This is a genomic window from Citrobacter sp. Cpo040, assembly GCF_030332915.1.
Taxonomy (GTDB): domain Bacteria; phylum Pseudomonadota; class Gammaproteobacteria; order Enterobacterales; family Enterobacteriaceae; genus Citrobacter; species Citrobacter portucalensis.
On record NZ_JAOWGX010000032.1, the window covers coordinates 121,698 to 147,399 of the forward strand.

Annotated in this window: 25 protein-coding genes; 14 read left to right on the forward strand and 11 right to left on the reverse strand. The window is 51.5% G+C overall.

Annotated features, from left to right (window positions below):
- Nucleotides 1–16: 16 nt before the first annotated feature.
- From rsgA to mscM, 3 genes are all read left to right on the forward strand, one after another.
- Entirely contained in the window at nucleotides 17–1,069 is a 1,053-nt protein-coding gene (gene rsgA / locus OGX86_RS02910) for a small ribosomal subunit biogenesis GTPase RsgA (RefSeq protein ID WP_170974257.1), read from the forward strand.
- A gap of 92 nt (nucleotides 1,070–1,161) precedes the next feature.
- Nucleotides 1,162–2,130, forward strand: a complete 969-nt coding sequence (asd, locus tag OGX86_RS02915; RefSeq protein ID WP_008785997.1) for an archaetidylserine decarboxylase — start codon at nucleotides 1,162–1,164, stop codon at nucleotides 2,128–2,130.
- Between the two features lie 17 nt (nucleotides 2,131–2,147).
- Nucleotides 2,148–5,462 (forward strand): miniconductance mechanosensitive channel MscM, encoded by a 3,315-nt coding sequence (mscM, locus tag OGX86_RS02920; RefSeq protein ID WP_286639273.1) that lies wholly within the window; start codon nucleotides 2,148–2,150, stop codon nucleotides 5,460–5,462.
- Nucleotides 5,463–5,643: 181 nt separating this feature from the next.
- Here mscM and yjeM read toward each other — a convergent pair whose 3' ends face one another.
- Together yjeM and epmA are read right to left on the reverse strand one after the other, a co-directional pair.
- The gene (yjeM, locus tag OGX86_RS02925) at nucleotides 5,644–7,146 is read right to left on the reverse strand and encodes a glutamate/gamma-aminobutyrate family transporter YjeM (protein ID WP_008785995.1); all 1,503 of its coding nucleotides are present in this window, start codon (nucleotides 7,144–7,146) and stop codon (nucleotides 5,644–5,646) included.
- A 214-nt stretch (nucleotides 7,147–7,360) separates the two neighbouring features.
- On the reverse strand, nucleotides 7,361–8,338 hold the full coding sequence (gene epmA / locus OGX86_RS02930; RefSeq protein WP_048215093.1) for an elongation factor P--(R)-beta-lysine ligase: 978 nt from the start codon (nucleotides 8,336–8,338) through the stop codon (nucleotides 7,361–7,363).
- Nucleotides 8,339–8,662: 324 nt separating this feature from the next.
- Here epmA and frdA point away from each other — a divergent pair, with 324 nt between their 5' ends.
- Genes frdA through frdD form a run of 4 tightly spaced genes read left to right on the forward strand, consistent with a single transcriptional unit; the run spans nucleotide 8,663 to nucleotide 11,953 of the window.
- Complete coding sequence (gene frdA, locus OGX86_RS02935) at nucleotides 8,663–10,453, forward strand: fumarate reductase (quinol) flavoprotein subunit (protein WP_003830519.1); 1,791 nt, start codon at nucleotides 8,663–8,665, stop codon at nucleotides 10,451–10,453.
- Nucleotides 10,446–11,180: a fumarate reductase iron-sulfur protein gene (gene frdB / locus OGX86_RS02940; protein WP_003025540.1), complete on the forward strand. Its 735-nt coding sequence runs from the start codon at nucleotides 10,446–10,448 to the stop codon at nucleotides 11,178–11,180. Before frdA ends, frdB begins: the two co-directional genes overlap by 8 nt.
- Before the next feature lie 10 nt (nucleotides 11,181–11,190).
- Nucleotides 11,191–11,586: a fumarate reductase subunit FrdC gene (gene frdC / locus OGX86_RS02945; protein ID WP_003025537.1), complete on the forward strand. Its 396-nt coding sequence runs from the start codon at nucleotides 11,191–11,193 to the stop codon at nucleotides 11,584–11,586.
- A 10-nt stretch (nucleotides 11,587–11,596) separates the two neighbouring features.
- Nucleotides 11,597–11,953 (forward strand): fumarate reductase subunit FrdD, encoded by a 357-nt coding sequence (frdD, locus tag OGX86_RS02950; RefSeq protein ID WP_003025535.1) that lies wholly within the window; start codon nucleotides 11,597–11,599, stop codon nucleotides 11,951–11,953.
- A 41-nt stretch (nucleotides 11,954–11,994) separates the two neighbouring features.
- On the opposite strand, the gene ampR is transcribed toward frdD, so the two are convergent.
- The gene (gene ampR / locus OGX86_RS02955) at nucleotides 11,995–12,870 is read right to left on the reverse strand and encodes a LysR family transcriptional regulator AmpR (RefSeq protein WP_020996269.1); all 876 of its coding nucleotides are present in this window, start codon (nucleotides 12,868–12,870) and stop codon (nucleotides 11,995–11,997) included.
- 131 nt (nucleotides 12,871–13,001) lie between these two features.
- On the opposite strand from ampR, the gene OGX86_RS02960 reads away from it, so the two are divergent.
- Both OGX86_RS02960 and OGX86_RS02965 read left to right on the forward strand, forming a co-directional pair.
- The gene (locus tag OGX86_RS02960) at nucleotides 13,002–14,147 is read left to right on the forward strand and encodes a class C beta-lactamase CMY-39 (RefSeq protein ID WP_063859839.1); all 1,146 of its coding nucleotides are present in this window, start codon (nucleotides 13,002–13,004) and stop codon (nucleotides 14,145–14,147) included.
- 93 nt (nucleotides 14,148–14,240) lie between these two features.
- Nucleotides 14,241–14,774: a lipocalin family protein gene (locus tag OGX86_RS02965; protein WP_001221666.1), complete on the forward strand. Its 534-nt coding sequence runs from the start codon at nucleotides 14,241–14,243 to the stop codon at nucleotides 14,772–14,774.
- On the opposite strand, the gene sugE is transcribed toward OGX86_RS02965, so the two are convergent.
- Nucleotides 14,771–15,088, reverse strand: coding sequence for a quaternary ammonium compound efflux SMR transporter SugE (gene sugE, locus OGX86_RS02970; RefSeq protein ID WP_000118520.1), 318 nt, complete (start codon nucleotides 15,086–15,088; stop codon nucleotides 14,771–14,773). The genes OGX86_RS02965 and sugE overlap by 4 nt on opposite strands.
- Nucleotides 15,089–15,344: 256 nt before the next feature.
- Here sugE and OGX86_RS02975 point away from each other — a divergent pair, with 256 nt between their 5' ends.
- On the forward strand, nucleotides 15,345–15,944 hold the full coding sequence (locus OGX86_RS02975; RefSeq protein WP_286639276.1) for a LuxR C-terminal-related transcriptional regulator: 600 nt from the start codon (nucleotides 15,345–15,347) through the stop codon (nucleotides 15,942–15,944).
- 36 nt (nucleotides 15,945–15,980) lie between these two features.
- On the opposite strand, the gene ecnB is transcribed toward OGX86_RS02975, so the two are convergent.
- The 3 genes from ecnB to efp all read right to left on the reverse strand — a co-directional run bounded on the left by ecnB (nucleotide 15,981) and on the right by efp (nucleotide 16,993).
- Entirely contained in the window at nucleotides 15,981–16,127 is a 147-nt protein-coding gene (gene ecnB / locus OGX86_RS02980) for a lipoprotein toxin entericidin B (RefSeq protein WP_003025482.1), read from the reverse strand.
- Between the two features lie 107 nt (nucleotides 16,128–16,234).
- Entirely contained in the window at nucleotides 16,235–16,369 is a 135-nt protein-coding gene (ecnA, locus tag OGX86_RS02985; RefSeq protein ID WP_003830568.1) for a lipoprotein antitoxin entericidin A, read from the reverse strand.
- Nucleotides 16,370–16,426: 57 nt separating this feature from the next.
- Nucleotides 16,427–16,993, reverse strand: a complete 567-nt coding sequence (gene efp / locus OGX86_RS02990; protein WP_003025478.1) for an elongation factor P — start codon at nucleotides 16,991–16,993, stop codon at nucleotides 16,427–16,429.
- A 41-nt stretch (nucleotides 16,994–17,034) separates the two neighbouring features.
- Between efp and epmB the strand changes: the two genes are divergently transcribed.
- Together epmB and yjeJ are read left to right on the forward strand one after the other, a co-directional pair.
- Nucleotides 17,035–18,063, forward strand: coding sequence for an EF-P beta-lysylation protein EpmB (epmB, locus tag OGX86_RS02995; RefSeq protein ID WP_136391434.1), 1,029 nt, complete (start codon nucleotides 17,035–17,037; stop codon nucleotides 18,061–18,063).
- A gap of 183 nt (nucleotides 18,064–18,246) precedes the next feature.
- Nucleotides 18,247–19,110, forward strand: a complete 864-nt coding sequence (gene yjeJ / locus OGX86_RS03000; RefSeq protein WP_048227213.1) for a YjeJ family protein — start codon at nucleotides 18,247–18,249, stop codon at nucleotides 19,108–19,110.
- An 88-nt stretch (nucleotides 19,111–19,198) separates the two neighbouring features.
- On the opposite strand, the gene OGX86_RS03005 is transcribed toward yjeJ, so the two are convergent.
- The 3 genes from OGX86_RS03005 to OGX86_RS03015 all read right to left on the reverse strand — a co-directional run bounded on the left by OGX86_RS03005 (nucleotide 19,199) and on the right by OGX86_RS03015 (nucleotide 21,785).
- On the reverse strand, nucleotides 19,199–19,552 hold the full coding sequence (locus tag OGX86_RS03005; protein WP_003025468.1) for a DUF4156 domain-containing protein: 354 nt from the start codon (nucleotides 19,550–19,552) through the stop codon (nucleotides 19,199–19,201).
- A gap of 252 nt (nucleotides 19,553–19,804) precedes the next feature.
- Entirely contained in the window at nucleotides 19,805–21,448 is a 1,644-nt protein-coding gene (gene groL, locus OGX86_RS03010; protein WP_003830576.1) for a chaperonin GroEL, read from the reverse strand.
- A 43-nt stretch (nucleotides 21,449–21,491) separates the two neighbouring features.
- The gene (locus tag OGX86_RS03015) at nucleotides 21,492–21,785 is read right to left on the reverse strand and encodes a co-chaperone GroES (protein WP_000027827.1); all 294 of its coding nucleotides are present in this window, start codon (nucleotides 21,783–21,785) and stop codon (nucleotides 21,492–21,494) included.
- 275 nt (nucleotides 21,786–22,060) lie between these two features.
- Between OGX86_RS03015 and yjeH the strand changes: the two genes are divergently transcribed.
- A complete protein-coding gene (gene yjeH, locus OGX86_RS03020; RefSeq protein WP_008785985.1) occupies nucleotides 22,061–23,326 on the forward strand; it encodes an L-methionine/branched-chain amino acid transporter in 1,266 nt (421 codons plus the stop codon).
- A 49-nt stretch (nucleotides 23,327–23,375) separates the two neighbouring features.
- Here yjeH and OGX86_RS03025 read toward each other — a convergent pair whose 3' ends face one another.
- The gene (locus tag OGX86_RS03025; RefSeq protein WP_003025457.1) at nucleotides 23,376–23,852 is read right to left on the reverse strand and encodes an FxsA family protein; all 477 of its coding nucleotides are present in this window, start codon (nucleotides 23,850–23,852) and stop codon (nucleotides 23,376–23,378) included.
- A gap of 338 nt (nucleotides 23,853–24,190) precedes the next feature.
- Between OGX86_RS03025 and aspA the strand changes: the two genes are divergently transcribed.
- Nucleotides 24,191–25,627 carry an aspartate ammonia-lyase gene (aspA, locus tag OGX86_RS03030; RefSeq protein ID WP_048215096.1) on the forward strand — a complete coding sequence of 479 codons (1,437 nt, stop codon included), beginning with the start codon at nucleotides 24,191–24,193 and terminating at the stop codon, nucleotides 25,625–25,627.
- Nucleotides 25,628–25,702 lie beyond the last annotated feature (75 nt).

Here is a 25,702-nt window from a genome sequence, read left to right on the forward strand (position 1 = left end):
CCAGGAGCCAGTCCGATTGAGTAAGAATAAACTCTCCAAAGGCCAACAGCGCCGTGTGAACGCCAATCACCAGCGTCGTCTTAAAACGTCCACGGAGAAGCCCGACTACGACGACAACCTGTTTGGCGAAACCGCTGAAGGCATCGTTATCAGCCGTTTTGGCATGCATGCCGACGTAGAGTCTGCTGACGGTGAAATTCACCGCTGCAACATCCGCCGTACAATTCGCTCGCTGGTTACTGGCGATCGCGTAGTCTGGCGCCCGGGTAAAGCGGCAGCTGAAGGCGTGAATGTCAAAGGTATCGTTGAAGCGGTACACGATCGTACCTCGGTACTGACACGCCCCGACTTTTACGACGGGGTAAAGCCTATTGCCGCCAACATCGACCAGATCGTTATTGTCTCAGCCATCTTACCCGAGCTGTCACTCAATATTATCGACCGGTATCTGGTAGCCTGCGAAACGCTACACGTTGAACCGATTATCGTGCTGAATAAGATCGATCTGCTGGATGATGAAGGCATGGCCTTCGTTAACGAACAGATGGATATCTATCGCAACATTGGCTATCGGGTGTTGATGGTATCAAGCCGCACAAAAGACGGCCTGAAACCGCTTGAAGAAGCATTAACCGATCGCATCAGCATTTTTGCCGGTCAATCGGGCGTAGGTAAATCCAGCCTGCTCAATAACCTCCTCGGCCTGCAGGAAGAGATCCTGACCAATGATGTCTCTGACAACTCCGGCCTTGGACAGCACACCACCACGGCCTCTCGCCTGTATCACTTCCCGCACGGCGGCGACGTTATCGACTCCCCTGGTGTACGTGAGTTTGGACTGTGGCATCTGGAGCCGGAACAAATCACGCATGGCTTTGTCGAATTTCATGACTACCTGGGCCATTGCAAATACCGCGACTGCAAGCATGATACCGATCCAGGCTGCGCTATCCGTGAGGCTGTAGAAAAAGGGGCCATAGCCGAAACCCGGTTTGAAAATTATCACCGCATCCTGGAAAGCATGGCGCAGGTAAAAACGCGTAAAAACTTTTCTGATACAGACAACTGACAACTAAGCTAAGCATCGCTAGAATCGTCCCCCTTTTTTCAGGATCCGGCCCGTATGCCGGATCGGGAACAAATTATGGCCTGGAGGCTACCTTGTTAAACTCATTTAAGCTTTCGCTACAATACATTCTGCCGAAACTATGGCTCACTCGCCTGGCGGGTTGGGGTGCGAGCAAACGAGCGGGATGGCTGACCAAACTGGTTATCGATCTGTTCGTGAAATATTACAAGGTCGATATGAAAGAGGCGCAAAAGCCGGACACCGCCAGCTATCGCACCTTCAACGACTTCTTTGTTCGCCCGCTGCGCGACGATGCTCGTCCGATTAATACCGATCCAAACGTACTGGTCATGCCCGCTGACGGTGTGATTAACCAGTTAGGCAACATCGAGGAAGACAAACTGCTGCAGGCTAAAGGGCACAGTTATACCCTTGAAGCGCTGCTGGCTGGCAACTATCAGATGGCGGACAAATTCCGCAACGGTACGTTTGTGACCACTTACTTGTCTCCACGCGATTACCACCGTGTACACATGCCGTGTAACGGTATCCTGCGTGAAATGATGTACGTGCCGGGCGATCTCTTCTCTGTAAACATCCTGACTGCGCAAAACGTACCGAACCTGTTTGCCCGCAACGAACGTGTAATCTGTCTGTTTGATACCGAATTTGGCCCGATGGTGCAGATTCTGGTCGGCGCGACCATCGTCGGCAGTATTGAAACCGCATGGGCTGGCACCATTACTCCACCGCGTGAAGGCGTCATCAAGCGCTGGACCTGGCCGGAAGGCGAAAGCGAAGGGTCGGTGGCGCTGCTGAAAGGTCAGGAAATGGGCCGCTTTAAGCTCGGTTCCACCGTCATCAACCTGTTCGCACCTGGCAAAGTTAACCTGGTTGAGCAGTTGCAGGATCTGTCCGTGACCAAAATCGGCCAACCAATGGCCATCTCGACCGAGACTTTCGTGACGCCAGAGGCAGAACCGGCCCCGCTGGCGAAAGAAGAGATCGAAGCAGAACACGATGCCAGCCCGCTGGTTGACGACAAAAAAGACGAAAGTTAAACATAGGAATCGCTGCTGTGCGCCTGATTATCACTTTTCTGATGGCCTGGTGCCTCAGCCTGGGGGCGTACGCTGCGACGGCCCCCGATGCCAAACAACTCACCCAGGAACTGGAGCAGGCAAAAGCGGCAAAACCCGCTCAGCCAGAAACCGTCGAGGCGCTCCAGTCCGCGCTGAATGCCCTTGAGGAGCGTAAAGGCGCTCTCGAGCGCGCCCAGCAATACCAGCAAGTTATTGATAACTTCCCCAAGCTGTCCGCAACGTTACGCGCGCAGCTTAGCAACCTGCGTGATGAACCGCGCAATGTGCCAACCGGACTCACTACCGATGCGTTAAACCAGGAGATCCTCCAGGTTAGCAGCCAACTGCTGGAAAAGAGTCGTCAGGCCCAACAGGAGCAGGATCGCGCCCGGGAAATCGCCGACTCGTTAAGCCAGCTTCCTCAACAGCAAACCGATGCCCGCCGCCAGCTCAATGAGCTTGAGCGACGCATTGGTACCGCCAACGGCAATTCCGCACAGAATCAGGCGATGCAGGCTGAATCCGCCAAACTTAAAGCCCAGGTCGATGAACTGGAGCTGGCGCAGCTTTCCGCCAATAACCGTCAGGAACTGGCGCGTATGCGCTCCGAACTGGCGGAAAAACAGAGTCAACAACTCGACGCTTACCTGCAGGCTTTGCGCAACCAGCTTAACAGTCAGCGTCAGCGTGAAGCTGAGCGAGCGCTGGAAAGCACTGAACTGCTGGCGGAAAACAGCGCGGGACTGCCGGAGGGTATTGTCGACCAGTTCAAGGTAAACCGCGAGCTTTCTCAGGCCTTGAACCAGCAAGCACAGCGTATGGATCTGGTCGCTTCGCAGCAGCGTCAGGCCGCCAGTCAAACGCTGCAGGTGCGTCAGGCATTGAATACGCTGCGAGAGCAGTCTCAGTGGCTTGGGGTTTCAAATATGCTGGGAGAAGCGCTGCGAGCGCAGGTATCCCGTTTACCGGAAATGCCCAAGCCTCAGCAGCTGGATACCGAAATGGCGCAGCTTCGCGTACACCGCATGCGCTATGAGGATCTCCTCAACAAACAGCCGCAGCTGCGTCAGATTCATCAGGCCGATGGACAACCGCTGACCGCTGAACAGAGCAGCATCCTCAACGCCCAGCTACGCACCCAGCGTGAGCTGCTGAACTCATTGTTACAGGGTGGCGATACGCTGATCCTTGAGCTGACCAAGCTCAAAGTTTCCAACAGCCAACTGGAAGATGCACTAAAAGAGGTCAACGAAGCGACGCACCGCTACCTGTTCTGGACGTCAGACGTTAGCCCTATCTCCCTCTCCTGGCCTGTCGACATCGTTCAGGATCTGCGGCGTCTGATCTCATTAGATACGTTTAATCAGTTGGGCAAAGCCAGCATCATGATGCTGACCAGCAAAGAAACGCTGCTACCGCTGTTCGCGGCGTTGGTGTTAGTTGGCTTTAGCCTCTCTTCGCGCAAGCACTTCACCCGTTTCCTTGAACGCTCGTCCGCGCGGGTCGGGAAAGTCACCCAGGATCACTTCTGGCTGACAATACGCACGGTATTCTGGTCAATACTCGTCGCTTCGCCGTTGCCAGTGCTGTGGGCAACGCTCGGTTACGGATTGCAGGAAGCCTGGCCTTATCCGTTGGCTGTCGCGATCGGCGATGGCGTTACCGCCACGGTGCCCATGCTGTGGGCAGTAATGATCTGCGCCACCTTTGCACGTCCCAACGGTCTGTTCATTGCCCACTTTGGCTGGCCGCGGAACCGCGTCGCGAAAGCCATGCACTATTACCTGATGAGCATCGGGCTGATTGTCCCGTTGATCATGGCGGTGATTATGTTTGATAACCTCAATGACCGGGAATTCTCCGCCTCACTGGGGCGTCTGTGCTTTATTCTGATTTGCGGTGCGCTGGCTGTCGTAACCCTGAGCCTGAAACGCGCCGGGATACCGCTGTACCTCGATAAAGAGGGCAACAGCGATAACATGGTCAACAGCATGCTGTGGAATATGCTGATGGGTGCGCCGCTGATTGCCATTCTCGCCGCGGCAGTAGGCTACCTCGCCACATCACAAGCCCTGCTGGCACGTCTGGAAACGTCTGTAGCGATTTGGTTCTTATTACTGGTGGTGTATCACGTTATCCGCCGTTGGATGCTGATTCAGCGTCGCCGCCTGGCGTTTGACCGCGCCAAGCATCGACGCGCTGAAATGCTGGCGCAGCGCGCGCGGGGCGAAGAAGAACCGCCGCATTCCACCAGCCTTGAAGGCGCGATCGACGTTGATGAAAGCGAAGTGGATTTGGATGCTATCAGCGCGCAATCGCTGCGCCTGGTGCGTTCTATCCTGATGCTTATCGCCCTGCTCTCAGTCATTGTACTGTGGTCAGAAATTCACTCCGCTTTCGGCTTCCTGGAAAACATCTCATTGTGGGATGTCACCTCCACGGTTCAGGGCGTGGAAAGCTTAGAACCGATAACGCTGGGCGCGGTGCTTATCGCGATTCTGGTATTCATCATCACCACCCAGTTAGTGCGCAACCTACCCGCACTGCTGGAGCTGGCACTACTGCAACATCTGGATTTAACCCCCGGCACCGGTTATGCCATCACCACCATTACCAAGTATTTGCTGATGCTGATTGGCGGTCTGGTTGGTTTCTCGATGATCGGTATTGAATGGTCCAAACTGCAATGGCTGGTGGCGGCTCTCGGTGTCGGTCTGGGCTTTGGTTTGCAGGAGATCTTCGCCAACTTTATTTCCGGCCTGATTATCCTGTTTGAAAAACCAATCCGCATTGGCGACACGGTGACGATTCGCGATCTTACCGGTAGCGTGACGAAAATTAATACCCGCGCCACCACTATCAGCGACTGGGACCGCAAAGAGATCATCGTGCCCAACAAAGCCTTTATCACTGAACAGTTTATCAACTGGTCGTTATCCGATTCCGTTACCCGTGTGGTGTTAACCATCCCGGCACCATCTGAGGCGAATAGCGAGGAGGTTACGCAGATCCTGCTGACTGCCGCTCAGCGCTGTTCGCTGGTTATCGATAATCCGGCACCTGAAGTCTTCCTGGTTGACCTGCATCAGGGGATTCAAATCTTCGAACTGCGTATTTATGCCGCAGAGATGGGACATCGCATGCCGCTGCGCCATGAAATCCATCAACTGATTCTGGCAGGCTTCCGCGAGCACGGTATTGATATGCCGTTCCCTCCGTTCCAGATGCGTCTGGAGAGCCTCGGCGGTAAGCAAACAGGGAGAACATTAAGTTCTGCAGGAAGAGGCAGTCGCCCGGCAGGGAGTTTGTAACGCACAATGCAGGCAAGAAATGCCGGATGGCGACCCGTTGGGTCTAATCCGGCCTACGGGTCTGCAATTAACCTGTAGGCCCGATAAGCTTGCGCCATCGGGCATTTCATCGCCGATTACAGACATTTTCGGGCTTAATATGCGTCCGGATCGGCAACAGGCAATAAACGCCAGATGGCCTTTATTCCACCGCCCACTCAGGCTCGTTGGTCGTGCGACGGCTGTAGTTCTGATAAATCGCCATCGCCAGCAGTGAGAAGAAGATCGGACCGCCGGTCATCCACAGTGCGCTGTTCCAGTCCCCGGCTTCAATTACCGGCTGGATGATGGTGAACACGTTAGCAAACGTCACCACCAGCACGACCACTCCCGTTGCCAGCAGCGTCGCCGCTCGGGTTTTAAAGACAACAAACGGCCTTTCCAGACCCGGACGGGATTTAAAGAACGGAAACGCCAGCGCCAGGAACAGATACGGCAGCGTCATCGAGACGTTCGCCATCAGCGTCAGTTTGTTATAGAACGCTGAAGCCGTATCGCCACCAAATGAAACCAACAGGATAAACAGGCTCACCAGTAGGCACTGTAACCACATTGCCGTCGTCGGCATCCCTACGGCATTCAGTTTGGTCATCGGCGCGGGCCACAACGCCTTCGGCGTGCCCTGAATAATCGCTTTCAGCGGTGAGTAGCTGAGGGTGAAAAAAGCGCCGGTGTAGGCAAGGAACATGGAAAGCCCGGTAATACGTGCAAACCATACGCCCATCACCATTGCGGCATCAGGGGAAAGATGTAGCGCGTTACCCAACGTCATTCCGAGGCTTTTCATCAGGATATAGGTAATATTCCCGAGGTTAACTGAGCTATTACTTAATACCTGCTGCCAGTTAGTGCTAACGCCCCATAAAAAGATGGCCAGTGAATAACCAACAGAAATGACAATAGCGGCAAAGACAATGCCTTTAGCAAAGTTCTTTTCTGGTTTTTCTGTTTTATCAACCAGTCCCCCTACAGCTTCAATTCCGCCGTAAGCAAAAATGGCAAACACAACAAATGACAACATTGCCAGTCCAGACTGATATCCTGGATTAGGCGAAGAGATGAAATTAATATCCTGTGCAAAGTGGCCACCAGTTAATAACAAAATAGCGACACTCACTAACAACAGAACTAAATTAAGACACATTACGGCAATTCCACCTACAGCCGTAATACGCGCAATCTTATTAATACCCCGGGATGCCACGCAGGTCACCAGGATCATCCAACCGACTGCGAGCAGTCCGACAACCTGCGTAGGCTCAAGCCCTGCAATACGCCAGTGCTGCGTCATGTCTGCGCCAAACAAGAAGGTTGAAAAAGGTACCCAGACTTTCGCCGCAGTACTAACCATCCATATCACATAAGAAGAAAACCACATAAACGTGCCGATAAACGCATAGCGTGGTCCAACGCTATTATTCATCCACGAATAGATTCCCCCCTCTTCTTTCCGATAGGCAGAACCCATTTCCGCCATCATTAAAGCAAATGGAATAAAGAATAATAATGCAGAAAATATATACCACGGTATTGCACTATACCCCATTAAATAGAACGCGGAGGGGCTATTAGCAAAACCGAAAACTGACGTAAATATCATGAGAATGAGACCTATCAGGCTCATCTTTTTTATTGTTTGGGTCATTAAACCATCCCTTACTCTGGCAAGCGTTTAACAAACGCCGCTCACCGGTTGGCACTGCTCTCTTTGCAGAGTTCAGCGATAAAAAAATCAACACAGAATTGATACCTAAACGATATCAAATATCCAGGTGAAAATTGTGGCCATTAGAGGGGAAATGAAAAAATATGCTACAAAGTGGCGATTAAGCCACCACTTTGTATTGCAGAAGAGTAAGTTATGCGCGATCGACGGTAAATGCGATTACCTCGGCCAGGCTCTCTGCGCCCAGCGCCAGCATCACCAGACGGTCAACGCCCAGCGCAACGCCTGAGCAATCCGGCATGCCGACTTTCAGCGCTTCCAGCAGGTTGGTATCGATAGGTTGCTGTGGTAAGCCTCGTGCGGCACGTTTGCGGTTATCCTGTTCAAACCGCTGCTGCTGTTCGCGCGCGTCGGTTAATTCATGGAAACCATTCGCCAGCTCAATACCTTTGAAATAAACCTCGAAACGTTCAGCCACGCGGTGATCTTCGGTACTGATTTGCGCCAGTGATGCCTGGCTGGCCGGGAAATGATACACAAACGTCGGCTTGTCTTTACCAATATGCGGTTCAACACCCATCGTAAACAGCAGTTGCAGTAAGGTATCCCGGTCTTCTTCGGTATCAGCGATATTGCTGAGATCCAATTTCGCCGCCACTTCCCGCAGTTGGGTTTTATCCGCAGACAGCGGGTCAATCTCCAGATGGCGCTGGAAGGCCTGCTGGTAAGAAAGGCTTTCCGCAGGTGAGCAGTCCAGCACCTGCTGGAGCAAATCATCCACTTCATTCATCAGGCGATACATATCGTAGTGCGGACGATACCACTCAAGCATGGTGAATTCAGGGTTATGATGGCGCCCCATCTCTTCATTACGGAAGCTGCGGCACAGTTGATACACCGGGCCGCATCCTGCCACCAGCAGGCGCTTCATATGGTATTCAGGGCTGGTCATTAAATAGAGATTCATTCCCTGGGAGTGTCCAGGACCAACGAAACGCGTTTCGAACGGGAACAGGTGGATGTCCGTTACCGTTGCCTGACTCATACAAGGGGTCTCAACCTCAAGCACGCCACGATCGGCAAAAAAGCGGCGAATCTCCGCTATAATTGCTGCACGTTTTAACAAATTGGGGATGGACGCGCTCGGCTGCCAGGTTGCCGTTTCGCTCATGGTTGTTTCTCCGATTTATGACAAGGGCACGAAGTCTACTCGTATCGCGCTAACGAGACAAATTTCAGGCAGCACTAATCATCACTGGCAATTGGATAAAAAAAGCGACTTAGGGTGGTTTAGTAATTAAATTAATCAAATTCAATGATAATTCCCCCCTATGACACGCTAAAAAAATCGAACACGTCAAATTTCCCGCACATCCCTAAGACTATACTATTGTACCTATAAAGGAGCAGTGGAAACGCGTTCATAACCTGTTTGAAGCCGATGAAGCATCTGATTTCAGGCAGGGATGAAATAACAACAATCTGGAGGAATGTCGTGCAAACCTTTCAAGCCGATCTTGCCATTATAGGCGCCGGTGGCGCGGGATTACGTGCTGCAATTGCTGCCGCACAAGCAAATCCCAACGCTAAAATCGCACTGATCTCAAAAGTGTACCCAATGCGCAGCCATACCGTTGCTGCCGAAGGCGGCTCTGCTGCTGTCGCGCAGGATCATGACAGCTTTGACTACCATTTTCACGATACGGTAGCAGGCGGAGACTGGCTGTGTGAGCAGGATGTCGTGGATTACTTTGTCCACCACTGCCCAACTGAAATGACGCAACTGGAACAATGGGGCTGCCCATGGAGCCGTCGTGAAGACGGTAGCGTCAACGTACGTCGCTTCGGCGGCATGAAAATCGAGCGTACTTGGTTTGCCGCGGATAAGACCGGCTTCCACATGCTGCATACGCTGTTCCAAACATCTTTGCAGTTCCCGCAGATTCAGCGCTTTGACGAACACTTCGTTCTGGATATCCTGGTTGACGACGGTCATGCTCGCGGCCTGGTTGCCATGAACATGATGGAAGGCACGCTGGTGCAAATCCGTGCTAACGCTGTTGTTATGGCAACGGGCGGCGCAGGTCGTGTTTACCGTTACAACACCAACGGCGGCATCGTAACCGGCGACGGTATGGGCATGGCGCTGAGCCACGGCGTTCCGCTGCGTGATATGGAATTCGTTCAGTATCACCCAACAGGTCTGCCAGGCTCCGGTATCCTGATGACTGAAGGCTGCCGTGGTGAAGGCGGTATTCTGGTCAACAAAAACGGCTACCGTTATCTGCAAGACTACGGCATGGGTCCGGAAACCCCGCTGGGCGAGCCAAAAAACAAATACATGGAACTCGGTCCGCGCGACAAAGTTTCTCAGGCGTTCTGGCACGAATGGCGCAAAGGCAACACCATTTCCACTCCGCGTGGCGATGTGGTTCACCTCGACCTGCGTCACCTCGGCGAGAAAAAACTGCTCGAACGTTTACCGTTCATCTGCGAACTGGCGAAAGCTTACGTGGGTGTCGATCCAGTTAAAGAACCGATCCCGGTACGTCCGACCGCGCACTACACCATGGGCGGTATCGAAACCGATCAGCACTGTGAAACCCGCATTAAAGGTCTGTTCGCTGTCGGCGAATGTTCCTCTGTTGGTCTGCATGGCGCTAACCGTCTGGGCTCTAACTCCCTGGCAGAACTGGTGGTCTTCGGTCGTATGGCCGGTGAGCAGGCAGCAGAACGCGCTGCAACGGCTGGCGCTGCAAACAGTGCCGCTCTTGATGCACAGGTTGCTGGCGTTGAAAAACGTCTGAAAGATCTGGTTAACCAGGAAGGTAACGAAAACTGGTCTAAGATCCGTGACGAAATGGGCCTGTCCATGGAAGAAGGTTGCGGTATCTACCGTACGCCGGAACTCATGCAGAAAACCGTTGATAAGCTGGCGGAACTGCAGGAACGCTTCAAGCGCGTACGTATCACTGATACCTCCAGCGTCTTCAACACCGACCTGCTGTATACCATCGAACTGGGTCACGGTCTGAACGTTGCTGAATGTATGGCGCACTCTGCTCTGGCGCGTAAAGAATCCCGCGGCGCGCACCAGCGTCTGGATGAAGGCTGCACCGAGCGTGACGATGTGAACTTCCTCAAACACACCCTCGCCTTCCGCGATGCTGACGGCACGACTCGCCTGGAATACAGCGACGTGAAAATCACCACTCTGCCACCAGCTAAACGTGTTTACGGTGGCGAAGCGGAAGCAGCCGATAAGAAGGAGAAGGCGAATGGCTGAGATGAAAAACCTGAAAGTTGAGGTGGTGCGCTATAACCCGGAAACCGATACCGCGCCGCACAGTGCTTTCTACGAAGTTCCTTATGATGAAACCACGTCACTGCTGGATGCGCTGGGCTACATCAAGGATAACCTGGCACCGGACCTGAGCTACCGCTGGTCCTGCCGTATGGCGATCTGCGGCTCCTGCGGCATGATGGTCAACAATGTACCGAAACTGGCATGCAAAACCTTCCTGCGTGATTACACCAACGGCATGAAGGTTGAAGCGCTGGGCAACTTCCCGATTGAGCGCGATCTGGTCGTCGACATGACGCACTTTATCGAAAGCCTGGAAGCGATCAAACCGTACATTATCGGTAACCCGCGTACACCGGATCAGGGTCCAAACACCCAGACTCCGGCGCAGATGGCGAAGTATCATCAGTTCTCCGGTTGCATCAACTGTGGTCTGTGCTATGCCGCGTGTCCGCAGTTCGGCCTGAACCCTGAGTTCATTGGACCGGCTGCGATTACGCTGGCGCATCGTTACAACGAAGATAGCCGCGACCACGGTAAGAAGGAGCGTATGGCTCAGTTGAACAGCCCGAACGGCGTCTGGACCTGTACTTTCGTGGGCTACTGCTCCGAAGTCTGCCCGAAACACGTCGATCCGGCTGCGGCCATTCAGCAGGGTAAAGTTGAAAGTTCAAAAGACTTTCTTATCGCTACCCTGAAACCACGCTAAGGAGTGCACGATGACGACTAAACGTAAAGCCTATGTGCGGCCAATGACGTCCACCTGGTGGAAAAAGCTGCCATTTTATCGTTTTTACATGCTGCGTGAAGGCACGGCAGTTCCGGCAGTCTGGTTCAGCATTGAACTGATTATCGGCCTGTTTGCACTCAAGCATGGTGCAGAGTCCTGGATGGGCTTTGTCGCCTTTTTGCAAAACCCGGTGGTGGTAATCCTTAACATTATCGCCCTGGCAGCAGCGCTGCTGCATACCAAAACCTGGTTTGAGCTGGCGCCAAAAGCAGCCAACATCATCGTAAAAGACGAAAAAATGGGGCCAGAGCCGATCATCAAAGGTCTCTGGGCAGTTACTGTGGTTGCGACAGTAGTCATACTGTTTGTTGCCCTGTTCTGGTAAGGAGTCCGGAATGATTAATCCAAATCCAAAACGCTCTGACGAACCCGTATTCTGGGGCCTGTTTGGTGCAGGCGGTATGTGGAGCGCAATCATTGCGCCAGTAATGATCCTGCTGGTAGGCATTATGCTGCCGCTGGGCTTTGTTCCTGATGCTTTCAGCTATGAACGCGTACTGGCATTCGCTCAGAGCTTCATCGGACGTGCGTTTCTGTTCCTGATGATCGTTCTGCCGCTGTGGTGTGGTTTACACCGTATGCACCACGCGATGCATGACCTGAAAATCCACGTGCCTGCTGGCAAATGGGTCTTCTACGGACTGGCAGCAATCCTGACCGTTGTAACGGCTATTGGTATTCTGACCATCTAAGTACATGCGTTAATTATCAGGCCCGCCATTGGCGGGCCTTTTTATTTGTGCAGCATTCCTGTCAACCAACGGGAAAATTCACGCATCGCGGGTGTCTCCGGACGCGATTGCAAACGCGTTATCCAGTAACTTCCCAAATCAATCTGCGTTAAAAACGGTTGAACGATTCGTTCCCTACTGAGTAAATGCGTGAACATTCTGACTGGTGCAATTGCCACACCGATCCCCGCCTGCGCGGCTTCCAGCATGGTGACGGACGAATCAAACACTACCACGTTGTGCGTCGGTGACGGGGGTGCCTCTCCGGCGGCCTGCATCCAAAGCGTCCATTCATCCCGCCGATACGAACGTAATAACGGAAATTTCAGGATGTCCGCAGGCGTTTGAATCTGCGAAGCCAATGTTGGCGAACACAGTGGAGACATCAACGCGCTACATAAATATTGCGCGTCGGTATCGTGCCAGGCTCCCCCTCCGTAGCGAATGGTATAATCCAGCCCTTCGGCAGCGGGATCCACGCGGTTATTATGGGTAGAAATATGCAAATCAATATGCGGGTAACTGCGCTTAAAATCGCCCAGTAGAGGAAACAGACACCCAACCGCAAAGGTCCCCACCACGCCAATTTTAAGTTTTTCCTGGGTCTGTTTGGTGGCAAAACGATCCAGCATCCCCGCCATACGATCGAAAGAGTCATTAAGTACAGGTAACAGACTTTCCCCTTCAGTCGTCAACATTAATCCACGAGAACCGCGCACAAAAAGCTGACAATTTAGCTGCTGCTCCAGCGCTTTTACATGCTGACTGATGGCAGAATGCGTCACGTTGAGCTCAATCGCGGCGCGGGTAAAACTGAGATGTCTGGCCGCGGCTTCAAAAGCCCGCAGCGAGTTAAGAGGGATATAGCTACGCGTCATCATTCGGCCTGTTAGAAAAACTTATATCTGCTGCTAAATTTAACCGTTTGTCAACACGGTGCAAATCAAACACACTGATTGCGTCTGACGGGCCCGGACACCCTTTTGCTTTTAATTACGGAACTGATTTCATGATGAAAAAATCGTTATGCTGCGCTCTGCTGCTGACAGCCCCTTTATCCACGTTTGCCGCCGCCAAAACAGAACAACAGATTGCCGATATCGTTAATCGCACCATCACCCCGTTGATGCAGGAGCAGGCTATTCCGGGTATGGCTGTTGCCGTTATCTACCAGGGAAAACCCTATTATTTCACCTGGGGTAAAGCCGATATCACCAATAACCACCCAGTCACGCAGCAAACTCTGTTTGAGCTAGGGTCGGTCAGTAAGACGTTTAACGGCGTGTTGGGCGGCGATGCTATCGCCCGCGGCGAAATTAAGCTCAGCGATCCGGTCACGAAATACTGGCCAGAACTGACAGGCAAACAGTGGCAGGGTATCAGCCTGCTGCACTTAGCCACCTACACGGCAGGCGGCCTGCCGCTGCAGATCCCCGATGACGTTACGGATAAAGCCGCATTACTGCGTTTTTATCAAAACTGGCAGCCGCAATGGGCCCCGGGCGCTAAGCGTCTTTACGCTAACTCCAGCATTGGTCTGTTTGGCGCGCTGGCGGTGAAACCCTCAGGAATGAGTTACGAAGAGGCAATGACCAGACGCGTCCTGCAACCATTAAAACTGGCACATACCTGGATTAAAGTTCCGCAAAGCGAACAAAAAGATTATGCCTGGGGCTATCGCGAAGGGAAGGCTGTACACGTTTCTCCGGGACAACTTGACGCCGAAGCCTATGGCGTGAAATCCAGCGTTATTGATATGGCCCGCTGGGTTCAGGTCAACATGGACGCCAGCCGCGTTCAGGAGAAAACGCTCCAGCAGGGCATTGCGCTTGCGCAGTCTCGCTACTGGCGTATTGGCGATATGTACCAGGGATTAGGCTGGGAGATGCTGAACTGGCCGCTGAAAGCTGATTCAATCATCAACGGTAGCGACAGCAAAGTGGCATTGGCAGCGCTTCCCGCCGTTGAGGTAAACCCGCCCGCCCCCGCAGTGAAAGCCTCATGGGTGCATAAAACGGGATCCACTGGAGGATTTGGCAGCTACGTAGCCTTCGTTCCAGAAAAAAACCTTGGCATCGTGATGCTGGCAAACAAAAGCTATCCTAACCCTGTCCGTGTCGAGGCGGCCTGGCGCATTCTTGAAAAGCTGCAATAACTAACGATGAGGCCCAGGATATTGGGCCTCCTTTCTTTCTCTTTTTTTCCTGTTGTCATCTACACTTAACAAAAATACAGCAAGGAAAATCCCATGCGCATTTTGCCCGTCGTTGCTGCAGTTACGGCTGCATTCCTGGTTGTCGCGTGTAGCTCCCCGACACCGCCGAAAGGCGTTACCGTGGTAAATAACTTTGATGCCAAACGCTATCTGGGAACCTGGTATGAAATTGCGCGCTTCGACCATCGTTTCGAGCGCGGGTTGGATAAAGTGACCGCAACATACAGCTTGCGCGACGACGGCGGCATCAACGTTATTAACAAGGGCTATAACCCTGACAGGGAGATGTGGCAGAAAACGGAAGGGAAAGCCTATTTCACCGGCGACCCAAGCAGAGCCGCGCTTAAAGTTTCTTTTTTCGGCCCCTTCTATGGCGGGTATAACGTAATTGCACTCGACCGGGAATATCGTCACGCGCTGGTTTGTGGTCCGGATCGCGACTACCTGTGGATCCTTTCACGGACCCCTACTATTTCAGATGAAATGAAACAGCAAATGTTAGCCATCGCGACCCGGGAAGGGTTTGAAGTGAATAAACTGATTTGGGTGAAACAGCCTGGCGCTTAGTGAGTGCTCAGCTTCAGACCAATAATACCAGCAACGATCAGCCCAAGGCTCAGCAAACGTGCCGGGCTGGCAGACTCACCCAGCAGCAAAATCCCTGTAATGGCCGCCCCAACAGCGCCAATACCGGTCCAGACCGCATAAGCTGTTCCAACAGGCAACGTGCGCATTGCCCAGGAGAGCATGGCGATACTGACGATCATCGCCGCAATAGTGATAATGCTTGGCGTAAGACGCGTAAAACCGTGGGTGTATTTCAGGCCAATCGCCCATACGACTTCGAGCAAACCTGCAATTAATAAAACGATCCAGGACATATCAGGCTCCAGAACTATGGGGCCGTCCCCGGTGAATGAAGCGTTTGCAGGTCGTCCTGCAAAGCTGATGTGTGAAATGGCATTTTTGCCCGGAAGAAAATGAATTTCAACCTTTTTATTCACTGCCTGCTAAAAGCAAGAATTAAGCATAATTAGCGGCGTAGTTCCCGCATTTGGCACTCATCGGAGTTCTCTATGATGAAGGGCTTTCTGAAACCAGAAAGTCGATTGCCCCTCTTCTGAATGCGAAACGTTTATGCTTAAAATTTTAGTGATTGACCGGTGCCACTTTACCCGCACAGGGATAGAGGCCTTGCTTAATCATTCTGGCAGGTTCAGCTCCTCATTTCTGGTATCAGGAATCAATAATCTCCTGTTAGCAAAAGAGCATATTTTGCAATGGAAACCGCATCTGGTGATCGCGGATTTATACAGTTTTATTAGCGAGACGCACTCCAGTCCGCCAATTAAACCTTTTTTTATGAGTTGTGGCGTCATCCCACTGATTTTACTGCAATCAGCAGACAGACAGCATGCCCCCATCGTGGCCTCTCAATCCGTAGCCCATTCGGTCTTGACCAAGCACACCACGCTGAACACACTCTCCCACACAATTCAGGAAGCGCTTCAGGTTCGCCCCGCATTAGAAATAGCCAAAAACGCCACGCCTTTGCTTACGCCGCAAGAGGAGAAAGTATTATCAATGTGGATGGATGGTGTGAGTAACAATGCCATTGCCGCCGCGCTCAGCATTCATGGCAAAACGGTCTACACCTATAAGCGGAATATCCGTATGAAACTGCACCTGGGGAACCGCTTCTCGCCGTTCCTTTCACTCCCAGGGAAGGGTGATTAACGGTACGACACGACGTCGTACCGTTCTTCATTATTGCTATTGCTGAGCTTTTGTCGCTGCACCAGAGATTGCGCTACCGCCTTCAGAGATATCCTGTCCTACGCCTCGTGTGGTATTACACGCGGTTAAAACGGAAGAAAGTACCAACACAGAAAAGATCGCAGCAATTGTCTTCTTAACCATAACGTCTTCCTTTTCTAGCCAATATTGTTTGTGTATAGCTACTTAATAATAGACAAGATCCGGGAGTGTGATGGATAAACAACCGTTTTTAAGACTATATGAAAGGATTAGCTGGCGGCGTGTGAAATTGAGTTGCCAAGATGTTTGATGTCTTCACCGAAGCCGCGCGCGGTATTGCATCCTGTCAGAAGGGTGCTGGTGAAAAGGAGTAGCATTACAAGACCGAGAAGACGTTTCATCATTCCTGCCCTGGAAAAAGTATGGCGCAGCAACCTGCGCCATAAGATCAAATGGAAGACTTATTTTACGCGAGAAACGTATTCGCCGGAGCGGGTATCCACTTTGATCACTTCGCCGATCTGTACGAACAGCGGAACTTTAACGACTGCGCCGGTAGACAGGGTAGCCGGTTTGCCGCCAGTACCAGCGGTATCGCCTTTCAGACCTGGGTCGGTTTCAACAACTTCCAGCTCAACGAAGTTCGGCGGAGTTACGGAGATCGGCTGACCGTTCCACAGGGTCACGATGCATTCAGCCTGGTCCAGCAGCCATTTAGCGTTATCGCCTACCGCTTTCTCGTCTGCAGCCAGCTGTTCGAAAGTGGTATTATTCATAAAGTGCCAGAACTCACCGTCGCTATACAGGAAGGTCAGGTTCATGTCGGCTACGTCTGCGCCTTCAGCGGAGTCAGTAGACTTGAAGGTTTTCTCTACGCGAGTACCGGTCAGCAGGCGACGCAGCTTAACGCGCGCAAACGCCTGGCCTTTACCTGGTTTAACGAATTCGCTGGCTTCAACCGCATAAGGTTCGCCGTCCAACATGATTTTAAGACCAGCACGAAAATCGTTGCTATAGTACGTTGCCATAAGGCCCTCTGAAAATTGTTAACTGGTAGCTAAGCCACAAAATGGCGCATATTGTAACCCTAAATACCCCATCCAGAGAAGATTGGTTATCGCAACTTGCCGATGTTGTGACCGATCCCGATGAACTTCTGCATCTTTTGAACATAGATGCAGATGAAAAACTGTTGGCCGGACGCGACGCGAGACGGCTTTTCGCCCTGCGCGTGCCGCGTGCGTTTATTGCCCGCATGGAGAAAGGCAACCCGGACGATCCGCTTTTACGTCAGGTACTGACTGCCCAGGAAGAGTTTGTGGCCGCGCCAGGCTACTCAACCGACCCACTGGAAGAACAGCACAGCGTGGTTCCCGGTCTGCTGCATAAATATCGTAATCGGGCACTGCTGCTGGTTAAAGGCGGTTGCGCGGTAAATTGTCGCTATTGCTTCCGCCGGCATTTCCCATACGCCGAAAATCAGGGCAATAAGCGCAACTGGCAGGTCGCCATCGACTACATTAACGCGCACCCTGAGCTGGATGAAATCATCTTTTCTGGTGGCGATCCGTTAATGGCCAAGGACCACGAACTGGACTGGTTGCTCACGCAACTGGAAGCTATCCCGCACATTAAGCGTCTGCGTATTCACAGCCGTTTGCCGATAGTGATCCCGGCGCGCATTACAGAAGGACTGGTCGAGCGTTTTGCGCACTCCTCCTTGCAGATTCTGCTGGTCAATCACATTAACCATGCCAATGAAATTGATGAGACGTTTCGCCAGGCGATGAGCAGTCTGCGCGCCGCGGGCGTTACGTTACTCAACCAGAGCGTATTGCTGCGAGGCGTGAACGATAACGCACAAACCCTGGCAAACCTTAGCAACACACTGTTTGATGCCGGTGTGATGCCCTATTACCTGCACGTGCTGGATAAAGTGCAGGGTGCCGCACACTTTATGGTCAGCGACGATGAAGCGCGTCGCATTATGCGTGAGCTTCTGACGCTAGTTTCCGGCTATATGGTCCCCAAACTGGCGCGTGAAATTGGTGGAGAGCCAAGTAAAACACCGCTGGATCTGCAGTTACGTCAACAATAGCCATTACTGAGTGTCCGATTCCGGACACTCACCACGATTACTTATTATTTAAATCCCCACAAGTGGAGCCTCGCTTTTAATCTGTGCTATTTTAATTAGCGCAGTTAAATCATTCATTCGTAAATTTTATCAATAATTTCAAATGCAGAATATTAACAAATATATGGTTAGGGAGAACCTTTTATGGCTATAAGTATTAAGGGCATTAATACTGGCATTATTCGTCAAAAGAATGAATTTGTTGCCATGGCATTAAAAATAAAAGAACCAAGAAACAAGGAATCACTCTTTTTTCTCTCTCCACTTGGACTTAGAGACCTGCTTATCGCGCTGGAGAGCCGGCTGTACGCTATTTCTCAGCTAAACAAAGACGAGCGTATACAATATGAAAAGGCATGTGATAAAGCCAGCAAAAAAATGCACGAGAATATTCCGTCAATTCAGGAAGATGAACTAAAAAATGCGGATATTAACCGCCGCATAAATTCGCTGATGTTAGTGGATGACAAAGGCGAGAATTTAACATTTTCTCTGACGTTGCATGACGGACAAACATGCGAATTACTGGTTAATGAATTACAGATTCAGGTGCTGGCGCATGCAATTATTCACGCAATAAATAATGCTGGCATGAGAGAACTCGCGCTACGAATAACATCGCTGCTGGATTTCCTGCCGCTGTACGATGTTGATTGTCAGCAAAACGACAATCTGGAATACGACTCTTATACACAACCCGAATGGAAACATAACCTGTTTAATCATTATCTGGCGATTATTTACCGCTATACAGATGATAAAGGAAAAGCCCAGTTCTGTGGTTCGGTCGTGAAAACTCGCGCCCTTTCCGGTAGCAAAGAAGCCGAAGCCATTACTCGCCGCCTTCTCGACTTCAGCCCGCGGCTGAAAAAACTTGCCGGTGTACCGTGCCAGGTGTTTGTCAGAACGTTGACGGGTGATAAGACGCAAAAGCTCAATCAGGATCAGTGCCTGCGCGCATTGCATCATTTACGCGTTCAGTCTGCGCATAAGACTCAGAATGCCTGATGGCGCTGCGCTTATCAGGCCTACGATCATTCGTACCGTAGGCCGGATAAGACGCTTTAGCGTCGCCATCCGGCATCAGCAGCAGTTCTCAATTAGGGCACTTATAAACCTGTCCAATCATCTCACTGGCGGTAGGAACAAAGCTGGACAGCATTCCCTGCGATGGGCTGCTGACGCCATAAATCACGTTACCGCCCATTGCCGCAGCCTGGTTACGCAGATCGTTTGCTGCGCCACGCATTGAGCCGCCCTCTTCGCCGTGCTGGCCAGAAAGCCAGTTGCTTTGCTTACCGGTTGCAGTGCCTATCAATTGGCACTCTGCGCCAGGCTTGTCTTCGACGAAGCGTACGCTTTGCCCGGCTGAACTCAGTTCATTGCTGGAGCTACAACCCGCCATCAGTAGCGCGGCACCAACGATCCCTGCTAAATATTTCACGTGCATGTCATTCCCCATATTCAATTATTTGGACCTTATGTCCGTAGCTGAATCATATACTAAAAAGATGACCAAAAGAAAAACCCCCAGACATTTCTGCCCGAGGGTTTCTCATTTTTCGCGAGATGCGTATTTAATCAAATAATTCAAGTTGCAGGCAGGCGGCAAGTTCATGAATCCCCAGGAGCTTACATGAGTAAGTGACTGGGGTGAACGAACGCGGCCAACGAACCTGCGGCTTGAAGTATGAAGATTAAATTACATCATGCCGCCCATTCCACCCATGCCACCCATACCGGCAGCACCTAAGTCAGGCGCATCGCCTTTCGGCAGGTCGGTAACCATGCACTCGGTGGTGATCATCAGACCCGCAACAGAAGCCGCGTACTGCAGAGCAGAACGAGTTACTTTGGTTGGATCCAGGATACCCATGTCGATCATGTTGCCGTATTCTTCAGTTGCAGCGTTGTAACCGTAGTTACCGTCACCCGCTTTTACGGTGTTAGCCACTACAGACGGCTCTTCGCCGCAGTTCAGTACGATTTGACGCAGTGGGGATTCCATTGCGCGCAGCGCAACTTTGATACCTACGTTTTGGTCTTCGTTCTGACCTTTCAGGCCGGCAATTTTAGACGCTACGCGAATCAGCGCAACACCACCACCAGCAACCACGCCTTCTTCTACCGCAGCACGGGTAGCGTGCAGGGCATCTTCAACGCGGGCTTTCTTCTCTTTCATTTCAACTTCAGTCGCAGCACCAACTTTGATAACCGCAACGCCGCCTGCCAGTTTCGCTACGCGCTCCTGCAGTTTTTCACGGTCATAGTCAGAAGTTGCTTCTTCGATCTGCTGACGAATCTGAGTCACGCGACCCTGGATTGCAGCTTCGTCGCCCACGCCATCGATGATGGTGGTGGTATCTTTGTTGATAACAACGCGTTTCGCCTGACCCAGATCTTCCAGAGTTGCTTTTTCCAGCTCCATACCGATCTCTTCAGAGATAACGGTACCACCGGTCAGGGTAGCGATATCCTGCAGCATTGCTTTACGACGATCGCCGAAGCCAGGTGCTTTAACTGCAGCGACTTTCACGATACCGCGCATGGTGTTAACAACCAGAGTTGCCAGCGCTTCGCCTTCAACATCTTCAGCGATGATCAGCAGCGGTTTGCCTGCTTTCGCTACAGCTTCCAGAACCGGCAGCATTTCGCGGATGTTGGAGATTTTCTTGTCAGCCAGCAGGATGAACGGGCTTTCCAGTTCTACTGCGCCAGTTTCCGGCTTGTTGATGAAGTAAGGAGACAGGTAGCCACGGTCGAACTGCATACCTTCAACCACGTCCAGTTCGTCCTGCAGACCGGTACCGTCTTCAACGGTGATCACGCCTTCTTTACCGACTTTGTCCATCGCTTCAGCGATCAGTTTACCTACGGTTTCGTCGGAGTTAGCGGAGATGGTACCAACCTGAGCAATAGCTTTAGAGTCGGAGCACGGTACGGACAGTGCTTTCAGTTCTTCAACAGCAGCAGCGACAGCTTTGTCGATACCACGTTTCAGATCCATCGGGTTCATGCCCGCAGCAACGGCTTTCAGACCTTCAGTGATGATGGACTGAGCCAGTACGGTTGCGGTGGTGGTACCGTCACCTGCAGCGTCGTTCGCTTTAGAGGCAACTTCTTTCACCATCTGCGCACCCATGTTTTCGAACTTGTCTTCCAGTTCGATTTCACGTGCTACGGAAACACCATCTTTAGTGATGGTCGGTGCACCGAAAGATTTATCCAGAACTACGTTACGGCCTTTTGGACCGAGGGTAACTTTCACTGCATCTGCCAGTACGTTTACGCCGCGCAGCATTTTCACACGAGCGTCGTTACCGAATTTTACGTCTTTAGCTGCCATTTTCTCTTTCCCTTAAATTCGTATGTTCAGTGTCGTTCGCGGATTAGGCTTCAACAATCGCCAGGATGTCGCTTTCAGACATGATCAACACTTCTTCATTGTCGATCTTCTCAGATTTAACTCCGTAGCCATCGTTGAAAATAACGATATCGCCGACTTTCACGTCCAGCGGCTGTACGGTACCGTTGTCCAGGATGCGACCCTTACCGACAGCGATGATTTCGCCACGAGTTGATTTACCTGCTGCAGAACCAGTCAGTACGATGCCGCCAGCAGATTTGGATTCAACTTCTTTACGTTTGACGATCACACGATCATGTAACGGACGAATACTCATTGATAGCTCTCCTTTGAGAAAGTCTTTATCAGTTATGGGTGACGCCGGCCCGTAAACGGTTTCCCGGCTAGTGACCAGAGAGATGGGGATGGGGTTTTGTGCCTTCAAGGGGGCAAGCGAAAAAAATTTTTTATCAGCAGAAAATCCCGTCAAAACGCCGACGCACCTCACATTTCATAACGATTTCAGTCACGTCGTCATAAGCAAATCTGATTGTGATACCATCAAAAATCTGCGCTGTAGCCCGATCAATGGGCATAACCGGATAACAATTTATGAGCGGACTGAAACAAGAGCTGGGACTGGCTCAGGGCGTTGGCCTGTTGTCGACATCATTGTTAGGTACAGGCGTTTTTGCCGTCCCCGCGCTGGCCGCACTGGTTGCGGGCAACAACAGCCTGTGGGCATGGCCGGTGCTGATTGTTTTGGTCTTTCCTGTGGCGATTGTCTTCGCCGTACTGGGTCGTCATTTTCCCAGCGCAGGCGGTGTGGCGCATTTTGTCGGCATGGCCTTTGGTTCACGCCTGGAGCGCGTCACCGGATGGCTATTTTTGTCGGTCATTCCTGTCGGTTTGCCTGCGGCATTGCATATCGCCGCCGGATTCGGTCAGGCGATGTTTGGCTGGCATGACGAGCAGCTTTTGCTGGCTGAGCTCGGTACGCTGGCATTGGTTTGGTACATCGGCTCTCGCGGCGCAAGCTCCAGCGCGAATCTACAAACGGTCATTGCAGGACTGATTGTTGCCCTGATTGTTGCTATCTGGTGGGCGGGCGATCTGACACCTGGCGAAATCCCCTTCCCTGCGATTACCGATATTGAGCTTCCCGGCCTGTTCGCCGCGTTGTCGGTCATGTTCTGGTGCTTTGTCGGCCTTGAAGCGTTTGCTCACCTGGCGTCTGAATTCAAAAATCCGGAGCGAGACTTCCCACGCGCACTGATGATCGGCCTGCTGCTGGCAGGGTCTGTTTATTGGGCATGCACCGTTGTCGTTCTCCATTTTGGTGCCTACGGCGAGCAAATGGCGGCCGCAGCGTCGCTGCCAGAGATCGTCGTGCAACTGTTTGGCGTACAAGCTCTGTGGGTCGCCTGCATCATTGGTTATCTGGCCTGTTTTGCCAGCCTCAACATTTATATACAAAGCTTCGCCCGGCTGGTCTGGTCACAAGCGCAGTATAAGCCGGAGAGTTATCTGGCTCGTCTGTCCCCCCGACACCTTCCGCGCAATGCGCTAAACGCCGTATTGGGCTGTTGCGTAATCAGTACTCTGTGCATCTATATGCTGCAAATCAATCTCGATGCGTTAATCGTCTACGCCAACGGCATCTTTATTATGATTTATCTGCTGTGCATGCTGGCAGGTTGTCGATTACTGAAAGGGCATTATCGCGTACTGGCGGTCATTGGCGGTCTGCTGTGCCTACTGCTACTGGCGATGGTCGGCTGGAAGAGTCTGTACGCGTTGATTATGCTGGCAGGACTGTGGCTGTTTTTACCCCGCAGGCCGGATAAGGCAACGTTGACGCCATCATCCGGCCTATAAACACTTTTGCCGGATGACGCTAACGCTTATCCGGCCTACATACTGATGCTTAATCCCGACGATCGTCTTTATGTTCGATGCTGTCGCGCTTGTCATCCTTGCGCTGAAATTCACCATCAAAAGTCTCACCGCCACCCGTTCCGGCGCTAAAACCACCGCCAGGCATACGCGAAAAACGCAAATGTGGCAGCAGTTTCATCGTCAGATGTTTTTGCACCGGGGGTAATAAAAGAAGAAGACCGAGGAAATCGGTGAAAAATCCGGGCAGCACCAACAGCAGACCGGCAATAATCAGCGATACGCTTTTGATCATTTCTGCAGCCGGACTTTCACCTGCCGCCATTTTCTGTTGCATCAGTAAAAAGTTCTTAAATCCCTGATTACGAACCAGAGACATACCGATAACCGATGTAAAAATAACCAAAATCAGCGTCATCAGGACGCCCATCACATGGGCAACCTGAATAAAAATAGATATCTCTATGTAAACATAGAGAAAAATGGCAAGTAATGGTATCCAGCGCAAAGGGATCTCCTGTTAATAACAGCCGTTTTGTTCAACTTCTGTTCGAAAAATTATGTTAATCGCATCGATTTGATATTGTGGTGGTTAGCAAAATTTCAAGTGGCTTGTACACTAATATTTGGGGTTAATCACAAAGGGGTGATCCATTTCACAGAATAATAAATAAGGGGTAAATTCCACGCTTTAAGTGATCCAGATTACGGTAGAAATCCTGAACCAGCATATGATCTCGGGTATCAGACCGATGCAGGGGATAATCGTCGGTCGAGAAACAATCGAAATCACATATATCCTGTGTGTTTAGTCAAATCATTGGCAGCTTGAAAAAGAAGGTTCACATGTTAAACAACATTCGTATCGAAGAAGACTTGTTGGGTACCAGGGAAGTTCCAGCGGACGCCTACTACGGTGTCCACACTCTGAGAGCGATTGAAAACTTCTACATTAGCAACAACAAAATCAGCGATATTCCTGAATTTGTTCGCGGTATGGTAATGGTTAAAAAGGCAGCGGCTATGGCCAACAAAGAGCTGCAAACCATTCCTAAGAGTGTGGCAAATGCCATCATCGCGGCGTGTGATGAAGTCCTGAATAACGGAAAATGCATGGATCAGTTCCCGGTAGACGTTTACCAGGGTGGTGCGGGTACCTCCGTCAACATGAACACCAACGAAGTTCTGGCCAATATCGGTCTGGAACTGATGGGTCACCAGAAAGGTGAATATCAGTACCTGAACCCGAACGACCACGTTAACAAATGTCAGTCTACCAACGACGCATACCCAACTGGCTTCCGTATCGCTGTATACGCATCCATCATCAAACTGATTGATGCACTGAACCAGCTGCGCGAAGGCTTCGAGAAAAAAGCTGTTGAATTCCAGGACATCCTGAAAATGGGTCGTACCCAGCTGCAGGATGCTGTACCGATGACCCTCGGTCAGGAATTCCATGCTTTTAGCGTACTGTTGAAAGAAGAAGTGAAAAACATTAGCCGTACCGCTGAGCTGCTGCTGGAAGTTAACCTCGGCGCGACAGCAATCGGTACTGGTCTGAACACGCCGAAAGAGTACTCTCCGCTGGCAGTACAGAAACTGGCTGAAGTCACCGGCTTCGCCTGTGTTCCTGCAGAAGACCTGATTGAAGCAACTTCTGACTGTGGCGCATACGTTATGGTGCACGGCGCACTGAAACGTCTGGCTGTGAAGATGTCCAAAATCTGTAACGACCTGCGTTTGCTCTCCTCTGGTCCGCGTGCGGGTCTGAACGAGATCAACCTGCCGGAACTGCAAGCTGGTTCTTCTATCATGCCAGCTAAAGTGAACCCGGTTGTTCCGGAAGTCGTAAACCAGGTGTGCTTCAAAGTCATCGGTAACGACATCACTGTAACCATGGCATCTGAAGCTGGTCAGCTGCAGCTGAACGTAATGGAGCCGGTCATTGGTCAGGCAATGTTTGAATCCATTCACATTCTGAGCAATGCTTGCTACAACCTGCTGGAAAAATGCGTTAGTGGCATCACTGCTAACAAAGAAGTCTGTGAAGCGTTTGTATTCAACTCCATCGGCATCGTTACTTACCTCAACCCGTTCATTGGTCACCACAACGGCGACATCGTCGGTAAAATTTGTGCCGAAACCGGTAAGAGCGTACGTGAAGTTGTCCTGGAGCGCGGTCTGTTGACCGAGTCTGAACTGGACGATATCTTCTCTGCACAGAACCTGATGCACCCTGCTTATAAAGCAAAACGTTATACTGATGAAAGCGAACAGTAATCGTGTAGGGTAGTACCGGAGAAGGCACGTCATGATGACGTGCCTTTTTTCTTACTCGAAGTTACTTAAAAACAA

Excerpts from the sequence above, each read along its gene's own strand:
- yjeM (WP_008785995.1), bottom strand. The coding sequence starts at position 7,146 with ATGACCCAAACAATAAAAAAGATGAGCCTGATAGGTCTCATTCTCATG.
- epmA (WP_048215093.1), bottom strand. The coding sequence starts at position 8,338 with ATGAGCGAAACGGCAACCTGGCAGCCGAGCGCGTCCATCCCCAATTTG.
- frdB (WP_003025540.1), top strand. The coding sequence starts at position 10,446 with ATGGCTGAGATGAAAAACCTGAAAGTTGAGGTGGTGCGCTATAACCCG.
- frdC (WP_003025537.1), top strand. The coding sequence starts at position 11,191 with ATGACGACTAAACGTAAAGCCTATGTGCGGCCAATGACGTCCACCTGG.
- frdD (WP_003025535.1), top strand. The coding sequence starts at position 11,597 with ATGATTAATCCAAATCCAAAACGCTCTGACGAACCCGTATTCTGGGGC.
- ampR (WP_020996269.1), bottom strand. The coding sequence starts at position 12,870 with ATGACGCGTAGCTATATCCCTCTTAACTCGCTGCGGGCTTTTGAAGCC.
- OGX86_RS02960 (WP_063859839.1), top strand. The coding sequence starts at position 13,002 with ATGATGAAAAAATCGTTATGCTGCGCTCTGCTGCTGACAGCCCCTTTA.
- OGX86_RS02965 (WP_001221666.1), top strand. The coding sequence starts at position 14,241 with ATGCGCATTTTGCCCGTCGTTGCTGCAGTTACGGCTGCATTCCTGGTT.
- sugE (WP_000118520.1), bottom strand. The coding sequence starts at position 15,088 with ATGTCCTGGATCGTTTTATTAATTGCAGGTTTGCTCGAAGTCGTATGG.
- OGX86_RS02975 (WP_286639276.1), top strand. The coding sequence starts at position 15,345 with ATGCTTAAAATTTTAGTGATTGACCGGTGCCACTTTACCCGCACAGGG.
- ecnB (WP_003025482.1), bottom strand. The coding sequence starts at position 16,127 with ATGGTTAAGAAGACAATTGCTGCGATCTTTTCTGTGTTGGTACTTTCT.
- ecnA (WP_003830568.1), bottom strand. The coding sequence starts at position 16,369 with ATGATGAAACGTCTTCTCGGTCTTGTAATGCTACTCCTTTTCACCAGC.
- efp (WP_003025478.1), bottom strand. The coding sequence starts at position 16,993 with ATGGCAACGTACTATAGCAACGATTTTCGTGCTGGTCTTAAAATCATG.
- epmB (WP_136391434.1), top strand. The coding sequence starts at position 17,035 with ATGGCGCATATTGTAACCCTAAATACCCCATCCAGAGAAGATTGGTTA.
- yjeJ (WP_048227213.1), top strand. The coding sequence starts at position 18,247 with ATGGCTATAAGTATTAAGGGCATTAATACTGGCATTATTCGTCAAAAG.
- OGX86_RS03005 (WP_003025468.1), bottom strand. The coding sequence starts at position 19,552 with ATGCACGTGAAATATTTAGCAGGGATCGTTGGTGCCGCGCTACTGATG.
- groL (WP_003830576.1), bottom strand. The coding sequence starts at position 21,448 with ATGGCAGCTAAAGACGTAAAATTCGGTAACGACGCTCGTGTGAAAATG.
- OGX86_RS03015 (WP_000027827.1), bottom strand. The coding sequence starts at position 21,785 with ATGAGTATTCGTCCGTTACATGATCGTGTGATCGTCAAACGTAAAGAA.
- yjeH (WP_008785985.1), top strand. The coding sequence starts at position 22,061 with ATGAGCGGACTGAAACAAGAGCTGGGACTGGCTCAGGGCGTTGGCCTG.
- aspA (WP_048215096.1), top strand. The coding sequence starts at position 24,191 with ATGTTAAACAACATTCGTATCGAAGAAGACTTGTTGGGTACCAGGGAA.